22 protein-coding genes are annotated in these 20,787 nt (G+C 72.0%); 10 read left to right on the top strand and 12 right to left on the bottom strand.

All coding sequences use genetic code 11. The features are described from left to right. Nucleotides 1-241: 241 nt before the first annotated feature. From AB0J40_RS42335 to AB0J40_RS42325, 3 genes are read left to right on the top strand one after another with little or no spacing between them, the layout of a single operon-like run. Nucleotides 242-1,117: a sugar isomerase gene (locus tag AB0J40_RS42335; RefSeq protein WP_364465376.1), complete on the top strand. Its 876-nt coding sequence runs from the start codon at nucleotides 242-244 to the stop codon at nucleotides 1,115-1,117. Then, nucleotides 1,114-2,016, top strand: coding sequence for a 1-phosphofructokinase family hexose kinase (locus AB0J40_RS42330; RefSeq protein ID WP_364465374.1), 903 nt, complete (start codon nucleotides 1,114-1,116; stop codon nucleotides 2,014-2,016). The genes AB0J40_RS42335 and AB0J40_RS42330 overlap by 4 nt, the downstream gene beginning before the upstream one ends. After that, a complete protein-coding gene (locus AB0J40_RS42325) occupies nucleotides 2,016-2,852 on the top strand; it encodes a class II fructose-bisphosphate aldolase (protein WP_364465372.1) in 837 nt (278 codons plus the stop codon). The genes AB0J40_RS42330 and AB0J40_RS42325 overlap by 1 nt, the downstream gene beginning before the upstream one ends. Nucleotides 2,853-3,250: 398 nt before the next feature. On the opposite strand, the gene AB0J40_RS42320 is transcribed toward AB0J40_RS42325, so the two are convergent. Next, nucleotides 3,251-4,441 (bottom strand): DUF222 domain-containing protein, encoded by a 1,191-nt coding sequence (locus AB0J40_RS42320; RefSeq protein ID WP_364465425.1) that lies wholly within the window; start codon nucleotides 4,439-4,441, stop codon nucleotides 3,251-3,253. Nucleotides 4,442-4,667: 226 nt separating this feature from the next. Between AB0J40_RS42320 and AB0J40_RS42315 the strand changes: the two genes are divergently transcribed. Further along, nucleotides 4,668-5,453, top strand: a complete 786-nt coding sequence (locus tag AB0J40_RS42315) for a DeoR/GlpR family DNA-binding transcription regulator (RefSeq protein ID WP_364465370.1) — start codon at nucleotides 4,668-4,670, stop codon at nucleotides 5,451-5,453. A 4-nt stretch (nucleotides 5,454-5,457) separates the two neighbouring features. Here the strand turns inward: AB0J40_RS42315 and AB0J40_RS42310 are convergent, their stop codons facing one another. The 7 genes from AB0J40_RS42310 to AB0J40_RS42280 form a co-directional block, all read right to left on the bottom strand. Beyond that, a complete protein-coding gene (locus AB0J40_RS42310) occupies nucleotides 5,458-6,249 on the bottom strand; it encodes a GDSL-type esterase/lipase family protein (RefSeq protein ID WP_364465368.1) in 792 nt (263 codons plus the stop codon). 93 nt (nucleotides 6,250-6,342) lie between these two features. Beyond that, nucleotides 6,343-7,830: an alpha/beta hydrolase gene (locus tag AB0J40_RS42305; protein WP_364465366.1), complete on the bottom strand. Its 1,488-nt coding sequence runs from the start codon at nucleotides 7,828-7,830 to the stop codon at nucleotides 6,343-6,345. A gap of 82 nt (nucleotides 7,831-7,912) precedes the next feature. After that, nucleotides 7,913-9,277: an MDR family MFS transporter gene (locus AB0J40_RS42300; protein WP_364465364.1), complete on the bottom strand. Its 1,365-nt coding sequence runs from the start codon at nucleotides 9,275-9,277 to the stop codon at nucleotides 7,913-7,915. Nucleotides 9,278-9,324: 47 nt separating this feature from the next. Continuing rightward, entirely contained in the window at nucleotides 9,325-10,311 is a 987-nt protein-coding gene (locus tag AB0J40_RS42295) for a substrate-binding domain-containing protein (RefSeq protein ID WP_364465362.1), read from the bottom strand. Nucleotides 10,312-10,326: 15 nt separating this feature from the next. After that, the gene (locus AB0J40_RS42290; protein WP_364465360.1) at nucleotides 10,327-11,331 is read right to left on the bottom strand and encodes an ABC transporter permease; all 1,005 of its coding nucleotides are present in this window, start codon (nucleotides 11,329-11,331) and stop codon (nucleotides 10,327-10,329) included. After that, entirely contained in the window at nucleotides 11,328-12,857 is a 1,530-nt protein-coding gene (locus tag AB0J40_RS42285) for a sugar ABC transporter ATP-binding protein (RefSeq protein WP_364465358.1), read from the bottom strand. The genes AB0J40_RS42290 and AB0J40_RS42285 overlap by 4 nt, the downstream gene beginning before the upstream one ends. 69 nt (nucleotides 12,858-12,926) lie before the next feature. Beyond that, complete coding sequence (locus AB0J40_RS42280) at nucleotides 12,927-13,928, bottom strand: LacI family DNA-binding transcriptional regulator (RefSeq protein WP_364465356.1); 1,002 nt, start codon at nucleotides 13,926-13,928, stop codon at nucleotides 12,927-12,929. Between the two features lie 110 nt (nucleotides 13,929-14,038). Here AB0J40_RS42280 and AB0J40_RS42275 point away from each other — a divergent pair, with 110 nt between their 5' ends. Both AB0J40_RS42275 and AB0J40_RS42270 read left to right on the top strand, forming a co-directional pair. Further along, nucleotides 14,039-14,548, top strand: a complete 510-nt coding sequence (locus AB0J40_RS42275) for a MarR family winged helix-turn-helix transcriptional regulator (protein ID WP_364465354.1) — start codon at nucleotides 14,039-14,041, stop codon at nucleotides 14,546-14,548. After that, a complete protein-coding gene (locus AB0J40_RS42270; RefSeq protein WP_364465352.1) occupies nucleotides 14,548-15,369 on the top strand; it encodes a DMT family transporter in 822 nt (273 codons plus the stop codon). Before AB0J40_RS42275 ends, AB0J40_RS42270 begins: the two co-directional genes overlap by 1 nt. Here the strand turns inward: AB0J40_RS42270 and AB0J40_RS42265 are convergent. The 3 genes from AB0J40_RS42265 to AB0J40_RS42255 form a co-directional block, all read right to left on the bottom strand. Next, nucleotides 15,358-15,672, bottom strand: coding sequence for a hypothetical protein (locus tag AB0J40_RS42265; protein WP_364465350.1), 315 nt, complete (start codon nucleotides 15,670-15,672; stop codon nucleotides 15,358-15,360). The genes AB0J40_RS42270 and AB0J40_RS42265 overlap by 12 nt on opposite strands. Nucleotides 15,673-16,012: 340 nt before the next feature. Continuing rightward, a complete protein-coding gene (locus tag AB0J40_RS42260; RefSeq protein WP_364465348.1) occupies nucleotides 16,013-16,906 on the bottom strand; it encodes a hypothetical protein in 894 nt (297 codons plus the stop codon). Between the two features lie 123 nt (nucleotides 16,907-17,029). Beyond that, the gene (locus AB0J40_RS42255; protein WP_364465346.1) at nucleotides 17,030-17,494 is read right to left on the bottom strand and encodes a GNAT family N-acetyltransferase; all 465 of its coding nucleotides are present in this window, start codon (nucleotides 17,492-17,494) and stop codon (nucleotides 17,030-17,032) included. Nucleotides 17,495-17,564: 70 nt separating this feature from the next. On the opposite strand from AB0J40_RS42255, the gene AB0J40_RS42250 reads away from it, so the two are divergent. Next, nucleotides 17,565-18,158, top strand: a complete 594-nt coding sequence (locus AB0J40_RS42250; RefSeq protein ID WP_364465344.1) for a TetR family transcriptional regulator C-terminal domain-containing protein — start codon at nucleotides 17,565-17,567, stop codon at nucleotides 18,156-18,158. A gap of 58 nt (nucleotides 18,159-18,216) precedes the next feature. Here the strand turns inward: AB0J40_RS42250 and AB0J40_RS42245 are convergent, their stop codons facing one another. Further along, nucleotides 18,217-19,182 carry a helix-turn-helix domain-containing protein gene (locus AB0J40_RS42245; protein ID WP_364465342.1) on the bottom strand — a complete coding sequence of 322 codons (966 nt, stop codon included), beginning with the start codon at nucleotides 19,180-19,182 and terminating at the stop codon, nucleotides 18,217-18,219. A 43-nt stretch (nucleotides 19,183-19,225) separates the two neighbouring features. Between AB0J40_RS42245 and AB0J40_RS42240 the strand changes: the two genes are divergently transcribed. Genes AB0J40_RS42240 through AB0J40_RS42230 form a run of 3 tightly spaced genes read left to right on the top strand, consistent with a single transcriptional unit; the run spans nucleotide 19,226 to nucleotide 20,737 of the window. Further along, nucleotides 19,226-19,615, top strand: a complete 390-nt coding sequence (locus AB0J40_RS42240; protein WP_364465340.1) for a cupin domain-containing protein — start codon at nucleotides 19,226-19,228, stop codon at nucleotides 19,613-19,615. A 10-nt stretch (nucleotides 19,616-19,625) separates the two neighbouring features. Next, on the top strand, nucleotides 19,626-20,201 hold the full coding sequence (locus tag AB0J40_RS42235; protein ID WP_364465338.1) for a GNAT family N-acetyltransferase: 576 nt from the start codon (nucleotides 19,626-19,628) through the stop codon (nucleotides 20,199-20,201). Between the two features lie 32 nt (nucleotides 20,202-20,233). Continuing rightward, nucleotides 20,234-20,737 (top strand): helix-turn-helix domain-containing protein, encoded by a 504-nt coding sequence (locus tag AB0J40_RS42230; protein WP_364465336.1) that lies wholly within the window; start codon nucleotides 20,234-20,236, stop codon nucleotides 20,735-20,737. Nucleotides 20,738-20,787: the final 50 nt, after the last annotated feature.

Genomic DNA, 20,787 nt, shown 5'->3' with positions numbered 1-20,787 from the left:
GCCCGCCCGGCTCTTCCTGGGGCTCGGCCAGGTCTCCCTCGGCTCCGCCGCACCTTTCCTTGCAGGCCACCCTCTCCGAGGGTGGTCTTTTTCGTGCCCGGCGGCTGCTGCCCCTCCTTGCTTCCGTTGCGCGCAGCTATCCCCGCGAGTGCGCGAAACTGCTTGAAGACGCGGTTGACGATGCACAAAACTGCACTTACCGTGTCACCTGTTGCGCACAACCGGCACAGAGGGGGAGTTCATGAGCGGAAGCTTCATGGCGGCCGAGGTCGCCAGCCAGCCCGGCTGCTGGCGCCAGGCCGGCGCGCTCGCCGCCGCGAACGCCGCGCACCTGCCGGCGCCCGGGGCGCGGGTGGCGATCGTCGGCTGCGGGACGTCGTGGTTCGTCGGGCAGGCCTACGCCGTGCTGCGCGAGGTCGCCGGGCTCGGGGAGACCGATGCCTTCGCCGCCTCCGAGTTCCCCATCGGCCGCGGCTACGACCACGTTCTCGCCCTGACCCGCTCCGGCACCACCACGGAGGTGCACACCCTCCTCGCGCGGCTGCGGACGAAGACGACCGCGATCACCGGGGTGCCGTCCGCGATCGGCGGCGCCGCCGACGCCGTCGTCGACCTCTCCGCGGTGGACGAACGCTCCGTCGTGCAGACCCGGTTCGCCACCACCGCTCTCGCCATGCTGCGCGCGCACCTCGGGGAGGACCTGGCCGAGGTCGTCGCGCAGGCGGAAAAGGTGCTGGCCGAGCCGTTGCCCCGGGAACTCGTCGACGCGGAGCAGTTCAGCTTCCTCGGCACCGGCTGGTCGGTCGGGATCGCGAACGAAGCCGCGCTCAAGTTCCGCGAAGCGTGTCTGCTGTGGACGGAGTCCTACCCGGCGTGGGACTACCGGCACGGCCCGATCAGCATCAGCGAGCCCGGCCGCGTCACGTGGATGTTCGGCCGTGCGCCGGACGGGCTCGCCGACGACGTCCGCCGCGCGGGCGGCACCTTCGTCGAGAGCGGTCTGGACCCGCTCGCCGACCTCGTCCGCGCCCAGCTCGTGGCCGGCGCGATCGCCCGGCGCAAGGGGCTGGACCCGGACCGGCCGCGCGGGCTCACGCGATCCGTCGTCCTCGCATGATCGTCACCGTGACGCCGAACACGGCCCTCGACGTCACCTACACTGTGGACAGTCTGGTGCCGGGCACCGTGCACCGGGCGCGTGACGTCCGGCGCCGCGCGGGTGGCAAGGGCGTGAACGTCGCCCGGGTGCTGCGGGCGCTCGGCGCCGACGTCCGGGCCGTCGCCACCGCGGGTGGCGCCACCGGCGCCGAGGTCGCGGCCGACCTTCGCGCCGCCGGGGTGCCCGCGGACCTGGTCGCGATCGAGGGCGAGACGCGCCGGACGACGACGGTGCTGTCCGCTGTGGACGGTTCGGTGACGCTGCTCAACGAGCCGGGGCCGCGGGTGACGGCGGCCGAGTGGCGGTCGCTGGAGGAGCGTGTCCGGCTGTCCGCTCCGGAAGTGCTGGTCTGTTCGGGCAGTCTGCCGCCGGGTGCGCCTCCGGATGGTTACGCGCGGCTGGTTGCCGGCAGAGTGTCTATTTTGGACACTTCAGGTGCGGCGCTGGTGGCTGGACTGGCCGGGCGGCCGACGGTCGTGAAGCCCAATCTGGACGAACTGCGTGAGGTCACCGGTCTCGGCCATCCGGTGGCCGCGGCGTCGCGGCTGCGTCAGGCCGGGGCGGAGGCGGTCGTCGTGTCGCTCGGTGCCGAGGGGTTGCTCGCGGTCACGGCCTCGGGCACGTGGCGGGCGACGCCGTCGAGCGCGTTGACCGGCAACAGCACGGGCGCGGGTGACGCGGCGGTCGCGGCGCTGGCGCTGGGGTTGTGTCGCGGCGAGCCGTGGCCGGAGCTGCTCCGCCGGGCGGTCGCACTGTCGGGCGCGGCGGTGCTCGGGCCGTTGGCCGGCGACGTCGACCTGGCGCACTACCACCGGGAGCTGGGCGCGGTGCGCGTCCGGCCGGAAGGGGAGTCCTGATGCCTCTGGTGAGCACGGGGGAGATCGTCGCGGAGGCGGCGTCGGCCCGGCGGGGCTGCGGCGCGTTCAACGCGATCCAGCTGGAGCACATCACGGCGATCATCGAGGGAGCGGCGCTGGCGGACGCACCGGTGATCGTGCAGCTGAGCCAGAACGCGGTGCGGTACCACGGGGCGCTGGCCCCGATCGGCGGCGCGGCCCTGGCGGCGGCCCGCGCGGCGGAGGCGCGGGTGGCGGTCCACCTCGACCACGCGGAGTCCCGCGAGCTGGTCCGCGAGGCGGTAGAGCTGGGGTTCGGTTCGGTGATGTTCGACGCGTCCAAATTGGACTACGAGGACAACGTGCGCGAGACCCGCGAGGTGGCGGCGTACTGCCACGACCACGGGGTGTGGGTGGAGGCGGAGCTGGGCGAGATCGGCGGCAAGGACGGAGTACACGCCCCGGGAGCCCGAACGGACCCGTCGGAGGCGGCGGACTTCGCGGCGGCGACGGGCATCGACGCGCTGGCGGTGGCGGTGGGGAGTTCCCACGCGATGCTGACCCGCGACGCGAGCTTGGACTTCGAGCTGATCGGGCGGTTGCGGGAGAGGGTGCCGGTGCCGTTGGTGCTGCACGGGTCATCGGGGGTGCCGGACGAGGGACTGGCCGAGGCGGTGCGGGCGGGGATGACGAAGGTGAACATCGCGACGCAGCTGAACAAGGTGTTCACGGCGGCCGCCGCGGGGGATTGGCGGGCGCACCCTGGGGAGGTGGATCCGCGGAAGTATTTGGGAGCGGGGCGGGTAGCGGTGAGGGATGAGGTCCGGCGGTTGTTGCTCGTGTTGGCGGACGTTTGAGGGGGCCGGCTCCTCTTGGGTGGGTGCGGGGAAGTAGCTCGTGGTGGGGTGGCGCAGGCTCACCGGGATTGCCGACGCGGGAGTGGGCGGCAGGTGGTGCTCGCTGGCCGGTTGTCGTTGAGGCGGTGGCGGAACTCGCCGACGGGGCGGGTAGCGGGTCGTGGTTGGGGTGCCGGTGTTGCTAGCGGGCGGTGGCGTGAGGTAGCTGCTTCTGGTTGAGGTGACGGTGATGCTTGCCGGCGAGGTGGTGTGGGAAGCCGATTGTGGTTGATGTGGTGGTGATGCTTGGCAATGGGCGGCGTGAGGCAGCCCGGGTGGGCGGGCGCTGCCGGGGGCGTGAGGGCGTGGGTGTAGGCCCGTAGCCTTGTGGCTGCGGGCCTTTCCCGTGTTCGGTTGGCTCAGGCTGCGAATGGCAGCGGTTGGTGCAGGTTGTTGCGTCTGGGTTTTCGGTGTTTGTCCAGGAATGCTGGTGGGAGGAACTCCGGGAGGCCGTCGGCGGCGATGCGGACTTCCCACCCTGAGCGGTGGAGTAGTCGGTGGTGGTGGGCGCACAGGACCAGGTTGTTCAGGTTGGTGGGGCCGCCGTCGGCCCAGTGGCGGATGTGGTGGCCCTGGCAGTGGCGGGGTGGGCGGTGGCAGCCGGGGAAGGCGCAGCCGCGGTCGCGTAAGTAGAGCGCTCGGCGTAGGCCTGCGGAGATCAGGCGGCGGAGCCGTCCCAGGTTCAGGGGTTCGCTGTTCTCGCCCAGAACCGCGGGGATGATCATGCTGTCGCAGGCGTGGATCCGGGCTTCTGCCGCCGTCATGGTGCCCGTGTCTCCGAGGGTGGCCTGGCCGACGCCGGACTTGAGGTCCTTCAGCGACACCGCGACCATGACGTGCGCCCGTTCCCCGGCCTGCATGGGCAGGTCTGGTGAGTTGAGGGCGAGATCCACTGCGTCGGAGAAGGCGTCGCCGTAGCGTTCCTGCGGGGATCGCAGGTCGGTGCCCTCGGAGGGGTTGGTGCGGCGTTCGGCTAGCGCGTCGAGCAGGGCGCTGGCGCGGGTGCCGGTTTCGTCGTCGAAGCGGCCGTGCAGCTCCCAGATCCCGGTTCGTTTGCGGCGCAGGGACAGTTCCCGGCTGGGAGTGGCGGGTTCGGTGGGGTCGGGTTCGGGGCCGTCGGGGTCGAGGTGGGCGATGATGCGGGCGCCGAGGGCGGCGACCTGCTTGTAGCCCGCGTTCGAGGCCAGGGCCAGCAGGTGCTGTTCGGCGTCCTCGCGGTGTGCGGGCGGGACCTGGGTGAGGGCGCCGATGATGGTGTCGATCATCGGGTTGCTCAGGCGGCCCTCCGCCGCTGCGGCCGCAGTTGAGGGGGCGATAGGTGCCGGGCTGTCGAGGTGATGGCCGGGGTGCAGAGAGCGGGCTCGGTTGACCATCGTCTCGGCAGCGGACTTCGGGACGTCGGCCAAGTGCTCGAGCAGTCGAGCGACCGAGCGGTAGCCGAAAAGTTCCATCACCCCGCGAGACTCGATTTCCACCAGCAGCGCACCGATCTCCGCCTCGGCAGAACGCACCACGGTGAGCGTGGTAGAGATGCGATCGGCCAGGACCATCGCATCCGCCTGCCACACCGTTTCCGTTGCCACACAACAAGGTTAGCCGAACCCGAACACATGATCACCACACGAACAGGTGATCAAAAAGAACCCCGGATCCCCCGCGAAGGCGAAGGCGACTCGATCGAGGGGTAGCGTGCGAGAGACAACCGCCGATGCAGCATACTGCTCGAAACCGCCCCCGACAGAACACGAGAATGCTCGAACTGAGGGAGTACCGTCCATGGCCCGGCACGAAAGACTCAGCACCCTCCTGGACATGCTGGGCCAGCGGGAAAAGATCGACGTCGAGGGCGTTGCCGCCGAGCTGGACGTCTCCGCCGCCACCATTCGGCGGGATCTCGACCACCTTGCCGAACAGCAGCTGCTCACCCGTACGCGCGGGGGTGCCGTTGCCAACGATCTCGCCTATGACCTTCCCCTGCGGTACAAGACCGCGCGGCACGTCCCCGAAAAGCAGCGGATCAGCAACGCCGCCGCCGCGTTTGCCGGGAAAGGCATGGTCGTCGGGCTCAACGGGGGGACCACCACCGCCGGTGTCGCGCGCTCCCTCGCCATGCGGTCCGATCTCGATGGGCGGGGGGATGCTCCCGGCCTCACCGTTGTCACCAACGCCCTGAACATCGCCCACGAGCTCGCCGTGCGGCCGAACGTCAAGATCGTCGTAACCGGCGGGGTCGCGCGGCCGCAGTCCTTCGAACTCAGCGGGCCGCTCGCCACACGGGTGCTCAGTGAGCTCACCATCGATCTGCTCTTCCTCGGCGTCGACGCCTTCGACGCCGAGGCCGGCGCGTTCGCCCACCATGAAGGCGAAGCCAGCATCAACCGGCTCATGGTGGAACGCGCCGAGCGCGTGGTCGCCGTCGCGGACGGGTCCAAGCTCGGGCGGCGCGCGTTCGCCCGGATCTGTGAGACGACCCAGGTCCACGCGCTCGTCACCGATACCGACGCCGATCCCGAGGCCGTGCGGGCCTTCGAAGCCGCCGGGGTCGACGTGCGGACCGTCTGAACCCTCAGTGCGCGAACGCCAGCGCCGCGGCCAGTGCGCGGTGGCCGGCCGCGCTCGGGTGAACGTCGCAGCCGCCCGTCGGCAGCTTCACCAGCAGGCCCGCCGCGCACGGGTCGCCGCCCGTGCGCAGGGACGCCAGGAGGAACGCCGTGAAACCGTCCGCGACCTTGCCGTGGAAGCGGCGCGTCACCTGGATCAGCGCCGAGTCCAGTGCCTTGACCTGGGCCACCTGCGTCGGATCGCGGTAGTCGAGGGAGTAGTACGACACCAGCGCCAGGTCGCCGCGGTAGACCGCGCGCACGGCTGACAGTATCGCCGCGAGGTTGCGGCTCACCTGGTTCAACGCGACCTGGAAGTCGGGGCCCGTGCAGTGGTCCGGTGTCGTGTTCTGGCACAGGAACATGTCGTTCGCGCCGATCGTCAGCGTCACGAGCCGGGTGTCGCGGTGTGTCCGCAGGTACTGCACGGCGTAGTCGATCTGGGCGCCCGCATACGAAACGTGCAGGGGATACGCCAGCCGGTAGCCGTTTTCGCAGCCGTTGCTCGGTGCGGTGACCACCAGCAGGCTGCCCGTCGTCTCGCCAGGACACGACGCGTTCGCCACCCGCAGCCCGCGCAGCGCCGCGTATTTCTCCGCGTAGCCGCTGAAGTTGGCCGCGTTCAGGTAGGCCGCGCCGGCGTTGGGCCGGTAACCGAACGCGACGGAATCGCCGAGCGCGAGGTACCCGCCGTGGCGGGCCGTCGCCTGCGCCGGCGCCGTCAGGAGCGCACTCGCCGCGATGACCACCGCAGCCATGACGAGAAATCGACGAAGCATCCTCGGCTCCCTTCCGCGCGGCATCGCGTGGCCGGAACGATTGTGCCTCGTTCCGGCCACGCGGCGGAAGCGTCAGAAGCCGATCGTCGACGGCGGCTTCGGCCCGGCGATCCGGGCTTCGGCCGATCCCGGCTCGACGGCCGCGCAGTGCGTGCCGCGCGGCGGGAGCTTGCCGGTGATCAGGTAGTCGTCGGTCGCCTTGATCACGCACTGGCTGTTCTTGGAGTACGCGCCGTGGCCCCAGCCGTCGTAGGTGAGCAGGGTGCTGCCGCTCTGCCGCGCCGCGGCCTGCGACCACGCGTACGGCGTTGCCGGGTCGTACTTGCTGCTCAGCATGAGCAGCGGCGGCGCGCCGGGCACCCGCAGGGGGTGCTGCGGGTTGCTGGTCTTGTTCGGCCAGCCGATGCAGCCGGTGACTGCCTGCCAGCCCAGCGAGTTGACCTTGACGTCCGGTGCGAGCGCCGCGGCCGTGCGGCGGTAGGCCTCGAGTTCGGCGTAGCTGTGCACCGGCAGGTTCCAGTCGTCGCAGAACACGCTCTGGAACACGGTGTTGACCGGGATGTCGTCCTTCAGCCGCGTCGACGCGGGCGGCGGGGTGCCGGCCGCCAGCGACTTGAGGACTGTCGCCAGCCTGTCCCAGGCCGGACCGTAGAAGGAGCCCTGGATCAGCCCCGCCAGCGACAGCGGCGTGACGACCTCGCCGCTCTGCGGGTCTTTCAGCTCGCCCCGCGCGGCTTTGTCCTGGAGACCGCGCATCAGCTTCGAGACGTTCCGGCCGTGCAACGCGCAGCTCGGCGTCCGGCCGCACCAAGCGACGAACTCGCCGAACTCCGCCTGCACCGATTGCGTTTCGCTGTTCAGGAACCCGAACGCCGTGAACTGCGAGTGGTCCATGTTGCTGTCCAGCACGAGCGCGCGGACCTTGTCCGGGAACAGCTCGGCGTACTGCTGGCCCATCAGCGTGCCGTAGGAAACCCCGTAGTACGTCAGCTTTTCGTCGCCGAGCGCGGCGCGGATCGCGTCCATGTCCCGCGCGACGCTCTTGGTGTCGCCGAACTGCCCCAGCTGCCCGGAAAGCCGGTTGCAGCTTTCGCCGAGCTTCCGGTTGTACGCCGCGAGCTGCTCGAACTCGGCCTGGTTGCGCGGAACCTGCGGGTGGTCGGCGATGACCTCGTCGAGCCCGCACTTGATCTGCGTGCTGTCGCCGACGCCGCGCGGGTCGAAGCCGACGGTGTCGAACCGCTTGGTGATCTCCGGCGAGAGCGACCAGCCCGCCTCGACCTCGCCGGCGCCCGGCCCGCCGGGACCGCCCGGGTCCATCAGGATCGACCCGATGCGCGCCTGCGGATCGGTGGCCTTGCGCCGCGCGAGCGCGATGGTCGCGGTGCCGCGATCCGGGTGGGCCCAGTCGATCGGCACGGTCACCGTGCCGCAGTCCACCCCCGGCGCGTCCGCGCACGGCTGCCAGTCGATCGCTGCCGGGGCCGCGTTCGCCGGCGTCGCCGCCAGCGGGCTCCCCAGTACCGCGGCCGCGGTCAACAGCTTCGCTACCCCCGCCATGCCAGCCCTTCCCCTTACCGACAGTGGTTGTCCGGCTCCAGGAAATCACCAATCGGGGGTTCGCGCCAGGTTCCCAGGTGGATCAGGCCGTGGTGTCCACTGTGGACGAACGCTCCGCGTGCCGGAGCCACGCCGTCGCCGCGGTGCCGAGCGCGCACACGACACCGAGGACACCGAAGGCCCAGCCGAACCCGGTCGCCGGGCCGACGGTCAGGCCGCGCGCCAGCACGATCACGCACAACGCGCCCCCGGCCGCGCCGCCCACGCGCATGACGATGTTGACCAACGCCGTCGCGTGGCCGAGTTCGCTCGCGCGGACGGACGCGTACGCCGCCGTCGACGCGGGCATGATCGACAGCCCGAGCCCCGCGCCGCGGACCACGAGCAGCGCCTGGATCAGCCACATCGGCGCGTCCGGGCCGAGCCACGGTAGCGGGACGGTGGCCGCCAGCACCACCACCGACCCGGTGAGCGAGACGGTGCCGCCGCCGTAGCGGTCGGTGAGGCGGCCGGCGACGAGCACGAACACGGTCGTGGCCAGGCCCATCGGCGCGAGCAGGACGCCGGCTTCGGCGGGGCCGGCGCCGAGCCGGACCTGGAACCACAGCGGCAGCACCAGGACCGCGCCGAACATCCCGGCGCCGGCGAGCAGGACCGACGCCAGCGCCGATCCCATGATCGGCCGGGCGGCCAGCCGCAGGTCCAGCACCGGGTGCCGGACGCGCAGCGAGCGCCAGGCGAAAGCCGCGAGCGCGAGGGCGCCGACGGCCGCGAACAGCGCGTTCCGCTCGGTCAGCGTGTAGACGAGCAGCGGCAGGCCGAGCGTGATCAGGGCCAGGCCGGGCCAGTCCACCGGCGGCGGCTGCCCGCGGTCGCCGCGCGGGACGTACCGCAGCGCCAGGCCGAACGCGACCAGGCCGATCGGCAGGTTGAGCCAGAACAGCACCGGCCACGAGAAGTGCGCGAGCAGGAACCCGCCGACGCTCGGCCCGACGACGGGCGCCAGCCCGACGACCAGGCCGAGCGTGCCCATCGTGCGGCCGAGCCGTTCCGGGCCGACGGCCAGGCCGATCACCGTCTGCCCGGCGGTGACCATGACACCGGTGGCCATGCCCTGCAGCGCGCGGAACGCGATCAGCGTGCCGGCGCCCGGGGCGAGGGCGCAGGCGATCGACGTGACCAGGAACGCCGCCAGCGCCCAGAGCCAGAGCCGGCCGGCGCCGAGCTTCCTGACCAGCCACGGGGTGAGCGGGAGCGCGGCGGAGAGGCCCAGGAGGAAGGCCGTCGCGACCCACTGGATTTCGATGAGGCCGACCCCCAGGTGCAGCCTCATCGATTCCAGCCCGACCGCGACGACCGAACCGTCCATGTTGCCCAGGAAACCGCCCAGCGCCATGACGCCGGAGGCGATCCAGACGGTGCGGGGGATGGGTGGGGCAGCTGTCATGGAGGCGACGGTAGAAGTTCGAGGAAGGTTGAAGTCAAGGGCCGACGTCAGCGGTTGCCCTTCGCGTACACCTCGGCGGCGTTCGCCCGCGTGACGAGCTGTGTCGGCAACATCTGCGTCTTGGCCGGCTTGGCGCAGTCGACGAGGATGCTCTTCGCCGACGCCACCGCTTCGCGGCCGCCCGTCGGATACACGAACGTCGCCGCGAGGCGGCCGGCTTCGACCGCCTTGATCCCGCCGGACGGGATCGGCAGGCCGTCGATGCCGATGAACTTCACCTTCTGGTCCAGGCCCGCGGCCTTCGCGGCGAGGTACGCGCCCTCGGCCATCGGGTCGTTCTGGGCGTAGACGGCCTGGATCTCCGGGTGTGCCTTGAAGATCGCGTCCGCCTGCTGCTGGCCCTTTTCGCGCAGCCAGTCACCGTCCACGGTGGTCACGATGTCGATGCCGCGGCCCTCGATGCCCTTCGCGAAGCCGTCCTGGCGTTCCTTGGCCGGGGTGGACCCGGCGAGCCCGCGGATCTCCGCGATCTTCCCGCCCTGGGGGAGGATCTCGTCCGCCAGGTACTGGCCGGCCTGCCTGCCGATGTCGACGTTGTCGGCGCCGATCCACTGCGTGTACGCGTCGCCGTCGACCTTGCGGTCCAGCACCAGCACCGGGATGCCCTTGTCGTAGGCCTTCTTGACGACCGCGGTCAGCGGGGTGGCCTCGTTCGGGCTGATGATCAGCAGGTCGATCCGCTGTGTCAGGAAGTTCTCGACGTCGGCGACCTGCTTGGCGTTGTCCTGCTGCGCGTCGGCGAAGTTCACGGTGAACTGCGAGACCTCGCGAGCCGCGCGGGCGATGTCGTCGTCCATCTGCTTGCGGTAGGGCTCGCTCAGGTTGGCCTGGCTGACGCCGATCGTGTACTTCCCGCCCGCCCCCTCGCAGGCCGCCGCGGACGTCGTGGCGCCCTGCCCGGAGTTCTCGTGGGTCGTCCCGCAGGCGGCCAGGAGCAGGACGAGCGCGGGTATCGCGAAGTGCTTGCCGGACATCTCTCTTCTTCCCCTCTACGGTGTCGGACGCAGCCGCTGCAGACCCGCGGCGGCCACGATGACCAGTCCCTTGATCAGGAGTTGCACGTTGGGGTCAACGCTGTTGAGCGCCAGGACGTTGTTGAGCACGCCCAGCAGCAGCGCGCCGGCGACGGTTCCGGACACCGAGCCGCGGCCGCCCGAGAGCGCCGTGCCGCCGATCACGACCGCGGCGATCGCGTCGAGCTCGTAGCCGCTGCCGTCGTTGGGGCTGCCCTGGTTCAGCTGGCCGGCGTGGATGATCCCGGCGAGCGCGGCGAGCAGCCCGCTCAGGCCGTAGACCAGCACTTTCACCCGGGTGACGGCGACGCCCGAGAGGCGCGCGGCCTTCTCGTTGCCGCCGATCGCGTAGACGTGCCGCGCGAACGCGCTGGTGCGCAGGAAGACGATGGCGGCGACAGCGACCACGGCGAAGATCACCGCCGGGATGGGCACCAGCCCGTTGAACGTCCGTTCGCCGAGCAGGGAGAACGCGACGGGCGCCTCGCCGGGGCCGTCGCCGTACGCGATCGCGACGCCCTGGCCGCCCGACCAGATCCGCGCCAGGCCGCGCGCGACCTGCAGCCCGGCGAGGGTGACGATGAACGCCTGGATGCCGAACACCGCCGACGCGATGCCTTGCAGCAGGCCGAAAACGAGCCCGGCGGCGAGCGCGACGAGCACCGCGGGCAGCACGCCGAAGCCGTCGTTCACCAGCAGCACGGCCGAGCCGACGGCGGCCAGCCCGAGCACCGCGCCGACCGACAGGTCGATCCCGCCGATCAGGATCACGAACGTCATGCCGACCGCGATGATGCCGATCTCGGCGATCGCGCGGACGACGTTGAAGAGGTTCTCGCCGCTGAGGAACACGAGGTCGCCGTCGTGGCTCGGCGAGAACACGATCGCCGCGGCGAGCACCAGGACCAGGCCGAAGAGGCTCTGGAAGCGGAACAGCACGGCCACGACGTCGCGCCGCGGCAGGAACTCGGTGGTGGTCATCGCGTTTCCCCCATCGCCGCGGCGAGCAGCTCGGCTTCGCCGGCGTCGTGCGTGTCCAGCTCCGCGGCGCCGCGGCCGTCGTGCAGGACGACGACCCGGTCGCACAGCCCGACCAGCTCGGCCGGCTCGGACGACGCGAGCAGGACGCCGATGCCGCGGGCGGCCGCGGCGGCCAGCAGCTGGTAGAGCTCGGCCTTCGCGCCGACGTCGACCCCGCGGGTCGGCTCGTCGAGCAGGAGCAGCCTCGGTTCGGTGAGCAACGCGCGGCCCAGCACGACCTTCTGCTGGTTGCCGCCGGAAAGCGTGCCGACCGGGTCGGCGAGCGCCCCTTTCACCTTCAGGTCGCCGAGGACTTTCGCGACCGTGTCGTTCTCCCGCCGCCGGGTCAGGAAACCGGCCCGCGCCAGTCTGTCCACAACGGACAGCGCGGTGTTGGCGCGAACTGAGTGGGGGAGCGCCAGGCCGGAGATCCGGCGGTCCTCCGGGACCAGCGCCAGCCCGAGCCGGACGGCGTGCCGCGGGTTCCTCGGCCGGATTTCCCGGCCACCGAGGGAAACGTGGCCGTGCCACCGGCCGGGTGTGCCGGCCCCGAACAGCGTCTCCAGCAGTTCGGTGCGCCCCGAGCCGAGCAACCCGCCGAGGCCGACGATCTCGCCGGCGCGCACGGTCAACGTGATCCCGGCGGGTTCCCGGCGGCCGGGCCGGTGCCGCCGCGGGCGCAGCGCGAAGTCTTCGAGGCGCAGCAGCTCGTCGCCGGTTTCGCCGTGCTTGACCCGGAAAAACGCCTGGACGGGGCGGCCGATCATCGCCTCCGTGACCCGCTCGACGGTCAGGTCGCGGGCGGTGAATTCGGCGGCCACGCGGCCGTTGCGCAGGACGGTCGCGCGGTCGGCGAGCCGGCCGATCTCCTCGAGCCGGTGGGAGATGTAGACGATGCCGGCGCCCGCGTCGCGCAGCTCGTCGATCACCTTGGCCATCCGCTCCACCTCGGCGCCGGTGAGCGCGGACGTCGGCTCGTCCATGACCAGCACGCGCGCGTCGAGCGCGAGGGCCTTGGCGATGGCGACGAGCTGCTGTTCGCCGGTGCGCAGCGCGCCGACGGCGCGCTTCGGGTCGAGCGCGATCCCGGTGCGGGCCAGCAGTTCGCGCGTCTCGCGGTGCATCTGCTGCCGCGCGACCGTGCCGAGCTTCGTGTGCGGCTCGCGGCCGAGGAAGACGTTGGCGGCGACGGAAAGCCCGGGGACGAGGTCGAGTTCCTGCGGGATCAGCGCGATGCCGCGGCGCTGCGCGTCGGCCGGACCGCCGAACACGACGGGCTCGCCGTCGACCTCGATCGTGCCGCGGTACCCGGTGATGTCGCCGGAGAGGATGCGCACGAGCGTCGACTTGCCGGCGCCGTTTTCCCCGAGCAGCGCGTGGACTTCGCCGGGGCGCACGGTGAAGTCGACGCCGTCGCAGGCGAGCGCGCCGCCGTAGGCCTTGCTGATGCCGGTCAGCGCGACCAGCGGGGTACCCGGCTCTTCCATGACACCCCTCGCGTCGGCGGAAGATGGGAGTAATCGATTACTCGACGCTAGGGGTGCCGCCCGGGTGTGTCAAGCGTCACTTCGGGCGGAGCTGCCCCGGACGATGAGCTGCGCGGCCATCGTCGTGGTGGTCGTCGCGCGGGAACCGTCGCCGATCCGGTCGAGCAGCAGCCGCGCGGCCAGCTCGCCCATCGCGTGGGCGGGCTGGGCGACGACGGTGAGCGCCGGCAAGATCAGCGTCGCCCACGGGGCGTCGTCGAACGACACGATCCCGACGTCGCGGCCGGCCCGCAGGCCGAGTTCCGCCAGTGCCTGCAGCACGCCGACGGACATCGTGCTGCTGGACACCAGGAGTGCGTCCGGCGGGTCGGGCCGGGACAGCAGCTGGGTCGCCGCTTCGCGGCCGCCGGCTTCGCGGAATTCGCAGCGGCGCACCAGTTTCGCCGAGTACTTCCGGCCCGCGGCGCGGAGTCCGTCGCGGTAACCGTCGAGCCGGTCGTCCGCCGTGGTGACGCCCGGCGGGCCGGCGATGCAGCCGATCCGCTCGTAGCCGTTCCCGGCCAGGTGGGTCACGGCTTCCCGGGCCGCGGCGCGGGAATCGAGGAGCACGGCGTCGCAGTCGGCCGAGTCGAGGCGCCGGTCGACCGTCACGATCGGCGTCCGGTGCGTGGTCAGGGGCCGGACGTCGCTTTCGCCCGTGGTCGGCGACATGATCACGCCCGCGAGCCGCTCCTGCGCCGCGACCTCGACGTACCGGCGTTCCTTGGCCGTGTTTTCGTCGGAGTTGCACAGCATCACCGAATACCCGGCGGCCTGCGCCGCGTCCTCGACGCCGCGCGCGATCGCGGTGAAGAACGGGTTTTCGACGTCGGAGATGATCAGCGCCAGCACCGCGGTCTCGCGGCGGCGCAGGCTGCGCGCCAGGCCGTTCGGCGTGTAGCCGAGCTCGGCCACGGCCCTGGCGACGCGCTCGGCCAGCACCGGGTCCACAGTGGACTTTCCGTTGAGCGCCCTGGACACGGTCGCGGTCGAGACGCCGGCCAGTGCCGCCACGTCGGAGATCGTCGCCACCGCGTCCTCGCCTCGTTCGTCGAAGTCCCCCTTGCCACACCATAGCGTGGTGGTAATCGATTTCCCGAGGGTGACTTGTCCCGCTTCCGCCGCCATGTTATGCATGAGTAATGCATGAGTCACGGCTGGCGAACCTGCTCGGCGCGGCGGTCCTCACCTTGTCCGACCGCATGACCGCCGCCGCGGCGAGCGCCGCCGGGGTCAGTCTCAGCGGGACGGCCGCCCTCGTCGTGCTCGCCGAGTTCCCCGGGCTCGGCGGTACCGACCTGGCGCACCGGCTCGGGATCGGCCAGCCCGCCGCCGCGCGGATGCTCGACCAGCTCGAAGCCCGTGGCCTCGTCGAACGCCAGGGCAAGCAGGGCCGCGGGGTCGCCGTCGTGCTCACCGAAGCCGGGCGAGCCGCCGCGCGGCGGGCTCTCACTGCCCGGCAGGAAGTCCTGGTCCGGGCCCTGCGGGCGGTGGCCGACCGGGATGCCCTCGAACCCGTACTGGAAGAGCTGCTCCGCGGCCTGCACGCGGAAGTCCGCTCCGGCGACCTGATGTGCCGCCTGTGCGATCGGCCAGGCTGCGTCGCCCAGCGCAAGATCTGCCCAGTGGGAGCAGCCGAACGGAGGTCCTGATGGGGAACGTCCTCGCGCTCGTCTCGGCCCTGTGCTTCGGGGTCACGCACTTCGTCAGCGGGCTGGCGTCCCGGCAGGCGCCCGGCATGACCGTCTCGCTGTACGCGCAGGTCGCGGGCACCGTCGTGACCGTCCCGCTCGCCTTCGGTAGCACCACCACCGCGTCCGCGCTGGGCTGGGGCGCCTTGTCCGGCCTCGGCACCGGGGTCGGCGTCGCCTTCCTCTACCGTGCCATGGGCAAGGGCGCGATGAGCCTCGTCGTGCCCGCCAGCGATGTCGCCGCGGTGGTGCTTCCGGTCCTTTTCGGACTGCTCCTGCTGGGGCAACGGCTTTCGCCCATTGCGCTCACCGGCGTCTGCTTCGCGCTACCCGCGTTGTGGCTGGTTTCGCGCGGCACCGGCGAAAAGCGGACGGCCGCGGGCATCCCGGACGCCTTCGTCGCCGGGCTCGGGTTCGCCGTGCAGTTCGTGGCGCTGTCGCGGATCCCGGCCGAGGCGGGGTTCTGGCCGGTCGTCGTCAGCCGCGCGGTTTCGGTGGCCGCCATCGCGGGCCTGGTCACGGCGACGCGGGTGCCGTGGCGGCTGCCCGTCCGGCTGCTCGCGCCCGCCGCGTTCGCGGGCGTGTGCGGCAGCGCCGCGATCGTCCTCTACCTGCTCGCCGCGCAGCACCAGCTGCTCGCGGTCGCCACCGTGCTGGCCGCGCTCTACCCCGCGGTGCCGGTGCTGCTCGCCCTGGTCTTCCTGCGGGAACGGCTCAGCCGCGCCCAGGTGGCCGGCCTGCTCGGCGCCGGTGCGGCGATCGCGCTCGTGTCACTGGGCTGAGCGGCGGCGGTCCGCGGCCCGCTCGCGGTAGTGCTCCAGCGCCGCCACGGACTGGGTGACCTGCTCGAAGCTGGGCAGCGCGTGCACGTTCGCCACCAGCGTCATGTCCTTGCGCGGGATGTCCATGAAGCACACCTCGACGCCGAACTCGGCCGCGTGCTCGGCCACCTGCAGCCGCCACGTGGGCAGGTCGTTCTCGTCGCCGAGCCATTCGTGCAGGTAGACGCACCACTTGCCGCGGCTGAGCTCGCCCGCGATGGCGTCCTGCCCGACCAGGTACGGCTCGGTCACGCGGTCGTCCATGACCGTTCCCGGGTACACCAAGGCACTGCTTCCCTCCTGTCCGGCGGCGACCCCTACCTCCGGAAAGCGCTCTCTCGGCTACGGCCTCCCCGCCGTGGCCGAGCAGCGCGCGTCCCGGGAGCCGCTGTCGGCCCGACCGGGACGGCGCCAACATACCGGTGGATTCGGGGCACAGCAAGCATTCCGCGCGTGCGCGGCGGCCCCGTGACGGCGAGCGTGCACCGCTCGCGTGCGGATGCACGTGCCGATCATCGGGGCCTTCTGCCAGCTGCACAATGCAAATTGCCGGCCGGGACACCCGCCCGCCGTGACCGGGCGGACGGGTGCCGAGAACCGGACGCTACCGCGTGAGCGAGGTCCGGAGGAGGTTCGGCGATCCCCCGAAGTAGGCGCCGTCGGTGACGTACACCGTGTCGCCGCGGACGGCGACCCCCGTCGGGTTGGCGAGTCCGTCCGAAGTGGACAGAATGGTCCGCACGCCGTCCCGGCCCACGGTGACCACCCGGTTGTCCTGGTTGACGGCGGCGACGACCGTGCCGCCGTGGAACGCGAAGTCGTCGACCGGGCCGAGGCCCGAGGCGACGACCCGGCCCGGTGCGCCGGTGAGCGGGAACCGGACCAGCGTGCCGCGGTCCAGATTGGACACCCAGACCGCGCCGGCGTGGACCTTGATCCCGTTGGCGCCGAAGCCGGTCACCGGCGCGAGCAGCTCACCGGTGGCGAAGGCGGTGACCTGGCCGCCGGAGACCCGCCAGACGGTCGAGCCGAACGAGTCGGCGACGAACAGGTCCCCGGTGGCCGGGTCGCGCGCGACGCCGTTCTGGAACCCGGACGGCGGCAGGGAAACAACCTTGACCGGGGTACCGCCGGGCCGGACCCGGTAGAGGCCGGTCGCCGCGGTGCCGGTCGAGACGGCGAAGTACAGGTCGCCGCCGGGGGCCCGGACGATGCCGCCGAGGAACAGTTTCCGGTGGACGACCGGGATGTCGCCGTCGGCGGGCACCGGGACGCGCGCGATGACGCTCACCCGGCCGCCGGGGGTGACCCGCCCGATCTCGCCGGTCCAGGCGAAGGTGAGGTCGGCGGAGCCGTCGGGCTCCAGTGCGATGTTCTCCGGCTGCTGTCCGGCGGCGGCGTCGAGGGGAACGATCCTCGACGCCGCCATCGCGGGTGCCGCCGGCAGGGCGAAGACGGCGGCCGCGGCCAGCACGGCGCCGATCTGCTTGATGCGCAAGGGAAACTCCGGTTCGTGAGAGGAACGGCGAAAAAGAACCCCAGATCGCCGTGCCTTCGACGGTAGGCCCGGTGCGCCCCCGGCGACCAATAGCTCAGGCTGGGGTGGCCATCGGAAAACCGATCACAGGTCGCGGGCGAAGCAGCGGGAGAGCGGTTCGCCGACGTACGGCCCGTAGGCGTCGATGGGCTCGTAGCCCTCGCGTTGGTAGAAGCGGATCGCGTCCGGCTGCCCGGTGCCCGTTTCCAGCAGGAGCCGGCCGATGCCGAGGGCGCGCGCCCGGTCCTCGAGCGCGCGCAGCACCGCGGTCGCGACGCCGGTGCCGCGGGCCGCCGGCTCGACGTACATGCGCTTGATCTCGCCCGATCCCGGTTCGAGCGGGCGCAGTCCGCCGCAGGCCACGGCTCTGCCGCCGGCGTCCCGCGCGACGAGGAACACCGCGATGGTGTCGGCGGTCGGGGCCGCGCCGGGCTCGTGGTCGTCGGTGCCGTAGCGGGCGTCCAGTTCGGCGCGCTGCGCGGCGCGCAACCGGACGGCGTCGGGATCGTCCCAGGCCACCGGCTCGATCGCGAAGGTGCAGTCGATCATCAGGTCGTACCCCCGTTCCGTAACAGTTGTTACCGTAGCAGCTGTTACGCTACCTCGGAAGGAGGTTTCCGTGCCGAAGCAGCGTGACGTCCAGGCGCAGCGGGAGCTGTTGTCGAACGCCGTCTGGCAGGTGCTGGCCGAGGACGGCCTGCCGGGGCTGACGCTGCGGGCGGTCGCCGAGCGCGCCGGCTGCACGACCGGGCTGGTGATGCACGCGTTCCCGGCGAAGAAGGCGCTGCTGCTGCACGCGCGTGACCTGCTCTACGCGCGCACCGCCGTCCGCGCCGACGCCGCCGAGGCCGCGAGCCGCGACCCGTTCGGGGCGCTGGCGGCCGTGCTGGGCCTGGCGCTCGACCTGCCGCACGGCCACCACGAGGAATCCCGGGTGTGGGTGGGGTTCCTCGCGGCGGCGCTGGCCGACGAGGACCTGGCCGAACGTCACCGCGTGGCGAACCACTCCTTCCTGGCCCGGATCCGGCGGCTGGTGGCGGCGTGCCGTCCGGAGTGGACGGACGAGCGGCTCGAGCTGACGACGAAGAGCCTGGTGGGGCTGGTGGAGGGGCTGAACGTGCTGGCCGCGGCGGACCCGGCGGCCTATCCGGCCCCGCTGCAGAGGCAAGCCCTGGCGGCCGCGCTCGGCGAACTCCGGCCCGGACGATCGTGAGCGGTCAGGCGGTTAGAACCGCCCTAAGCACTCACGACCAGCCGCGGCGGGGTGCCTCCTAGGCGGCGGGCCCGAAGCGGCGGCGGTACGCGCTCGGGCTCAACCCCGTGTGCCGGCGCAGCTGCGACCGCAGGTTGGCCGCCGTGCCGAAACCGCTCGCCGCGGCCACCCGGTCCAGGCGCAGCTCGCCGCGCTCGATCAGGCGGCACGCCAGCGACACCCGCTCCGTCGTCAGCCACGCCAGCGGCGTGGTGCCCAGCTCCGCGCGGAACTTGCGGTGCAGCGTCGCCGGGCTGGTCGCCGCGCGGGTCGCCAGGTCCGCGACCGTCAGGGGCTGGTCCAGGCGCCCCAGCGCCCACGCGAGCACCGGTGCCAGCGACGTCTCCGGCACCGCCGGTACCGGCCGCGCGATGAACTGCTGCTGGCCGCCGTCGCGGTGGCCGGTGAACACCAGGCGGCGGCTGACCGCGTTGACGACCTCCGCGCCGTGGTCGCGCCGGATGATGTGCAGGCCGAGGTCGAGTGACGCCGCGCTGCCCGCCGCCGTCAGGACGTTCCCCTCGTCGACGAACAGCACGTCCGGCTCCCACCGCACCGCGGGGAACCGCGCGGCGAACTCCGCGGCCCACTGCCAGTGGGTGGTCGCGCGCTTGCCGTCCAGCACGCCGGCTTCGGCGAGCGCGAACGCGCCCGTGCAGAAGCTGACCAGCCGGGCGCCGCGGGCGGCCGCCCGGCGGATCGCCGCGATGACCGCCGGGTCCGTCGGCACGCCGGTGTCCGGCCGGGCCGGCGCGATCAGCGTGTCCGCCGTGTCGGCCGCTTCGATCCCGGCGACGCCGGTGAGCGTGAACATGCCGAGGTTCATCCGCACGTCCGGGGTCGCGGCGCAGAGCGTGAAGTCGTACCAGGGCCGGTCGAGCTCCGGGCGCCGCAGCCCGAACAGCTCGGTCGCGACGCCCATTTCGAACGGGTTCGACTCCGCCGTCACGATCGCGACGACCCGGTGCGAGAATTCTTGCGGCATGTGCGATTCCTAGCACTCCCGCTCAGGGAACACCAGGTCGAGCATGGGACGCATGAACCCGATCGACCTGAACGAAGTCCTGGCGACCTTCGACGCCGCCTGGAGCCCGCGGATCATCACCCGCGTCAACGACTACGACATCCGGCTCGCCCGGTTCGACGGCGAGCACGTCTGGCACGTCCACACCGACACCGACGAGTTCTTCCTGGTCCTCGACGGCGAGATCGAGATCGGCGTGCGCGACCCGGACGAGCGCGTGGTCACCCTCGGGCGCGGCCAGGTCTTCGTCGTGCCGAAGGGGACGTTCCACAAGCCGTCGTCGAAGACGGGCGCGAGCGTGCTGCTGGTCGAGCCGGCCGGGACGCTCTCGGTCGGCGACGCGCACGACGAAGTCCCCGGGCACGTCGACGTCACCACCGGGCACCTGGTCTAACGTCGGGCGGATGCTGACTGTCGTACCCGTCGACGAGGCGTCCTGGGCGGACCTGGAGGCGATCTTCGGCGACCGCGGGGACCCGGCCCGCTGCCGGTGCCAGTACTTCAAGGAGACCGCCGCCGAGTGGCGGTCGGGGACCTCGGCGGACCGCGCCGAGCGGTTCCGCGCCCAGACCGCCGACCACGCCACCGGGCTCGTCGCCTTCCTCGACGGCGAGCCCGCCGGCTGGTGCGCGGTCGAACCGCGCACGGCCTACCGCCGCCTCCTGACCAGCCGCCTGGTCTGGGCCGGGCGCGACGAAGACAAGGAGGACGACGGCGTCTGGGCGGTGACGTGCTTCGTCACCCGCAAGGGCTTTCGCCGCCGCGGAGTCAGTGCCGCGCTGGCGAAGGCGGCCGTCGACTTCGCCCGCGAGCGCGGCGCCCGCGCGGTCGAGGGCTACCCGATCGCCGTCGCGCCCGGGCAGCAGGTCGCCTGGCCGGGCGAGCTGTTCGTCGGCACCGTCGGCGTCTTCGCCGACGCCGGCTTCACCGAGGTCGGCCGCCCCACCGCGCGCCGGGTGGTCATGCGGCTGACCTGCTGAGTCCTTCTGGACAACGGCGTACCCTCGGCCGCATGAAACGGACCTCCTTCGCGCAGTGGCCGTGCTCGATCGCGCGCACCATGGACCTCCTCGGCGACTGGTGGACGCCGCTGGTGCTGCGGGACGCTTTCTACGGCGTCCGCCGCTTCGACGAGTTCCAGCAGGCGCTCGGCATCGCGCGCAACACCCTCGCCGACCGGCTCAAGCGGCTGGTCGAGGAGGGGCTGCTGGAGAAGGTCGCCTACCAGACCGAGCCGGTGCGCTACGACTACGTGCTCACCGAAAAGGGGCGGGACTTCTACCCGGTCCTGCTGGCCATGACGCGGTGGGGCGACAAGTGGCTCGCCGCCGAGGCCGGCCCGCCGATCACCGTGCACCACCTCGCCTGCGGGCACGACACGCACGCCGAAATCGTCTGCGCGGAGTGCCGGGAGCCGATGACGCCGGACGACACGCGGATGCGCCGCGGCCCCGGCTTCCCGCCGCGGCTGGCCCAGCGCCCCGACGTCGAAGCGCGGTTCGCGCGGCAGGAGTGACGTTGACAGGATAGGTCTATCTACGCAACTATCGTGGTCAACGACTCGCG

The organism is Amycolatopsis sp. NPDC049691, from assembly GCF_040675005.1.
Classification (GTDB): domain Bacteria; phylum Actinomycetota; class Actinomycetes; order Mycobacteriales; family Pseudonocardiaceae; genus Amycolatopsis.
Note: the sequence above shows the minus strand (reverse complement) of the source record. Positions and strands in the feature narration are given on the sequence as shown.

Bases quoted from the DNA above. Each gene is read 5' to 3' on its own strand.
- AB0J40_RS42315 (WP_364465370.1), top strand. From the start codon at position 4,668: ATGGCCCGGCACGAAAGACTCAGCACCCTCCTGGACATGCTGGGCCAG.
- AB0J40_RS42335 (WP_364465376.1), top strand. From the start codon at position 242: ATGAGCGGAAGCTTCATGGCGGCCGAGGTCGCCAGCCAGCCCGGCTGC.
- AB0J40_RS42235 (WP_364465338.1), top strand. From the start codon at position 19,626: ATGCTGACTGTCGTACCCGTCGACGAGGCGTCCTGGGCGGACCTGGAG.
- AB0J40_RS42305 (WP_364465366.1), bottom strand. From the start codon at position 7,830: ATGGCGGGGGTAGCGAAGCTGTTGACCGCGGCCGCGGTACTGGGGAGC.
- AB0J40_RS42240 (WP_364465340.1), top strand. From the start codon at position 19,226: ATGGGACGCATGAACCCGATCGACCTGAACGAAGTCCTGGCGACCTTC.
- AB0J40_RS42320 (WP_364465425.1), bottom strand. From the start codon at position 4,441: ATGGTCCTGGCCGATCGCATCTCTACCACGCTCACCGTGGTGCGTTCT.
- AB0J40_RS42230 (WP_364465336.1), top strand. From the start codon at position 20,234: ATGAAACGGACCTCCTTCGCGCAGTGGCCGTGCTCGATCGCGCGCACC.
- AB0J40_RS42330 (WP_364465374.1), top strand. From the start codon at position 1,114: ATGATCGTCACCGTGACGCCGAACACGGCCCTCGACGTCACCTACACT.
- AB0J40_RS42300 (WP_364465364.1), bottom strand. From the start codon at position 9,277: ATGACAGCTGCCCCACCCATCCCCCGCACCGTCTGGATCGCCTCCGGC.
- AB0J40_RS42245 (WP_364465342.1), bottom strand. From the start codon at position 19,182: ATGCCGCAAGAATTCTCGCACCGGGTCGTCGCGATCGTGACGGCGGAG.
- AB0J40_RS42285 (WP_364465358.1), bottom strand. From the start codon at position 12,857: ATGGAAGAGCCGGGTACCCCGCTGGTCGCGCTGACCGGCATCAGCAAG.
- AB0J40_RS42290 (WP_364465360.1), bottom strand. From the start codon at position 11,331: ATGACCACCACCGAGTTCCTGCCGCGGCGCGACGTCGTGGCCGTGCTG.
- AB0J40_RS42265 (WP_364465350.1), bottom strand. From the start codon at position 15,672: ATGGACGACCGCGTGACCGAGCCGTACCTGGTCGGGCAGGACGCCATC.
- AB0J40_RS42255 (WP_364465346.1), bottom strand. From the start codon at position 17,494: ATGATCGACTGCACCTTCGCGATCGAGCCGGTGGCCTGGGACGATCCC.
- AB0J40_RS42270 (WP_364465352.1), top strand. From the start codon at position 14,548: ATGGGGAACGTCCTCGCGCTCGTCTCGGCCCTGTGCTTCGGGGTCACG.
- AB0J40_RS42325 (WP_364465372.1), top strand. From the start codon at position 2,016: ATGCCTCTGGTGAGCACGGGGGAGATCGTCGCGGAGGCGGCGTCGGCC.
- AB0J40_RS42275 (WP_364465354.1), top strand. From the start codon at position 14,039: ATGCATGAGTCACGGCTGGCGAACCTGCTCGGCGCGGCGGTCCTCACC.
- AB0J40_RS42310 (WP_364465368.1), bottom strand. From the start codon at position 6,249: ATGGCTGCGGTGGTCATCGCGGCGAGTGCGCTCCTGACGGCGCCGGCG.
- AB0J40_RS42295 (WP_364465362.1), bottom strand. From the start codon at position 10,311: ATGTCCGGCAAGCACTTCGCGATACCCGCGCTCGTCCTGCTCCTGGCC.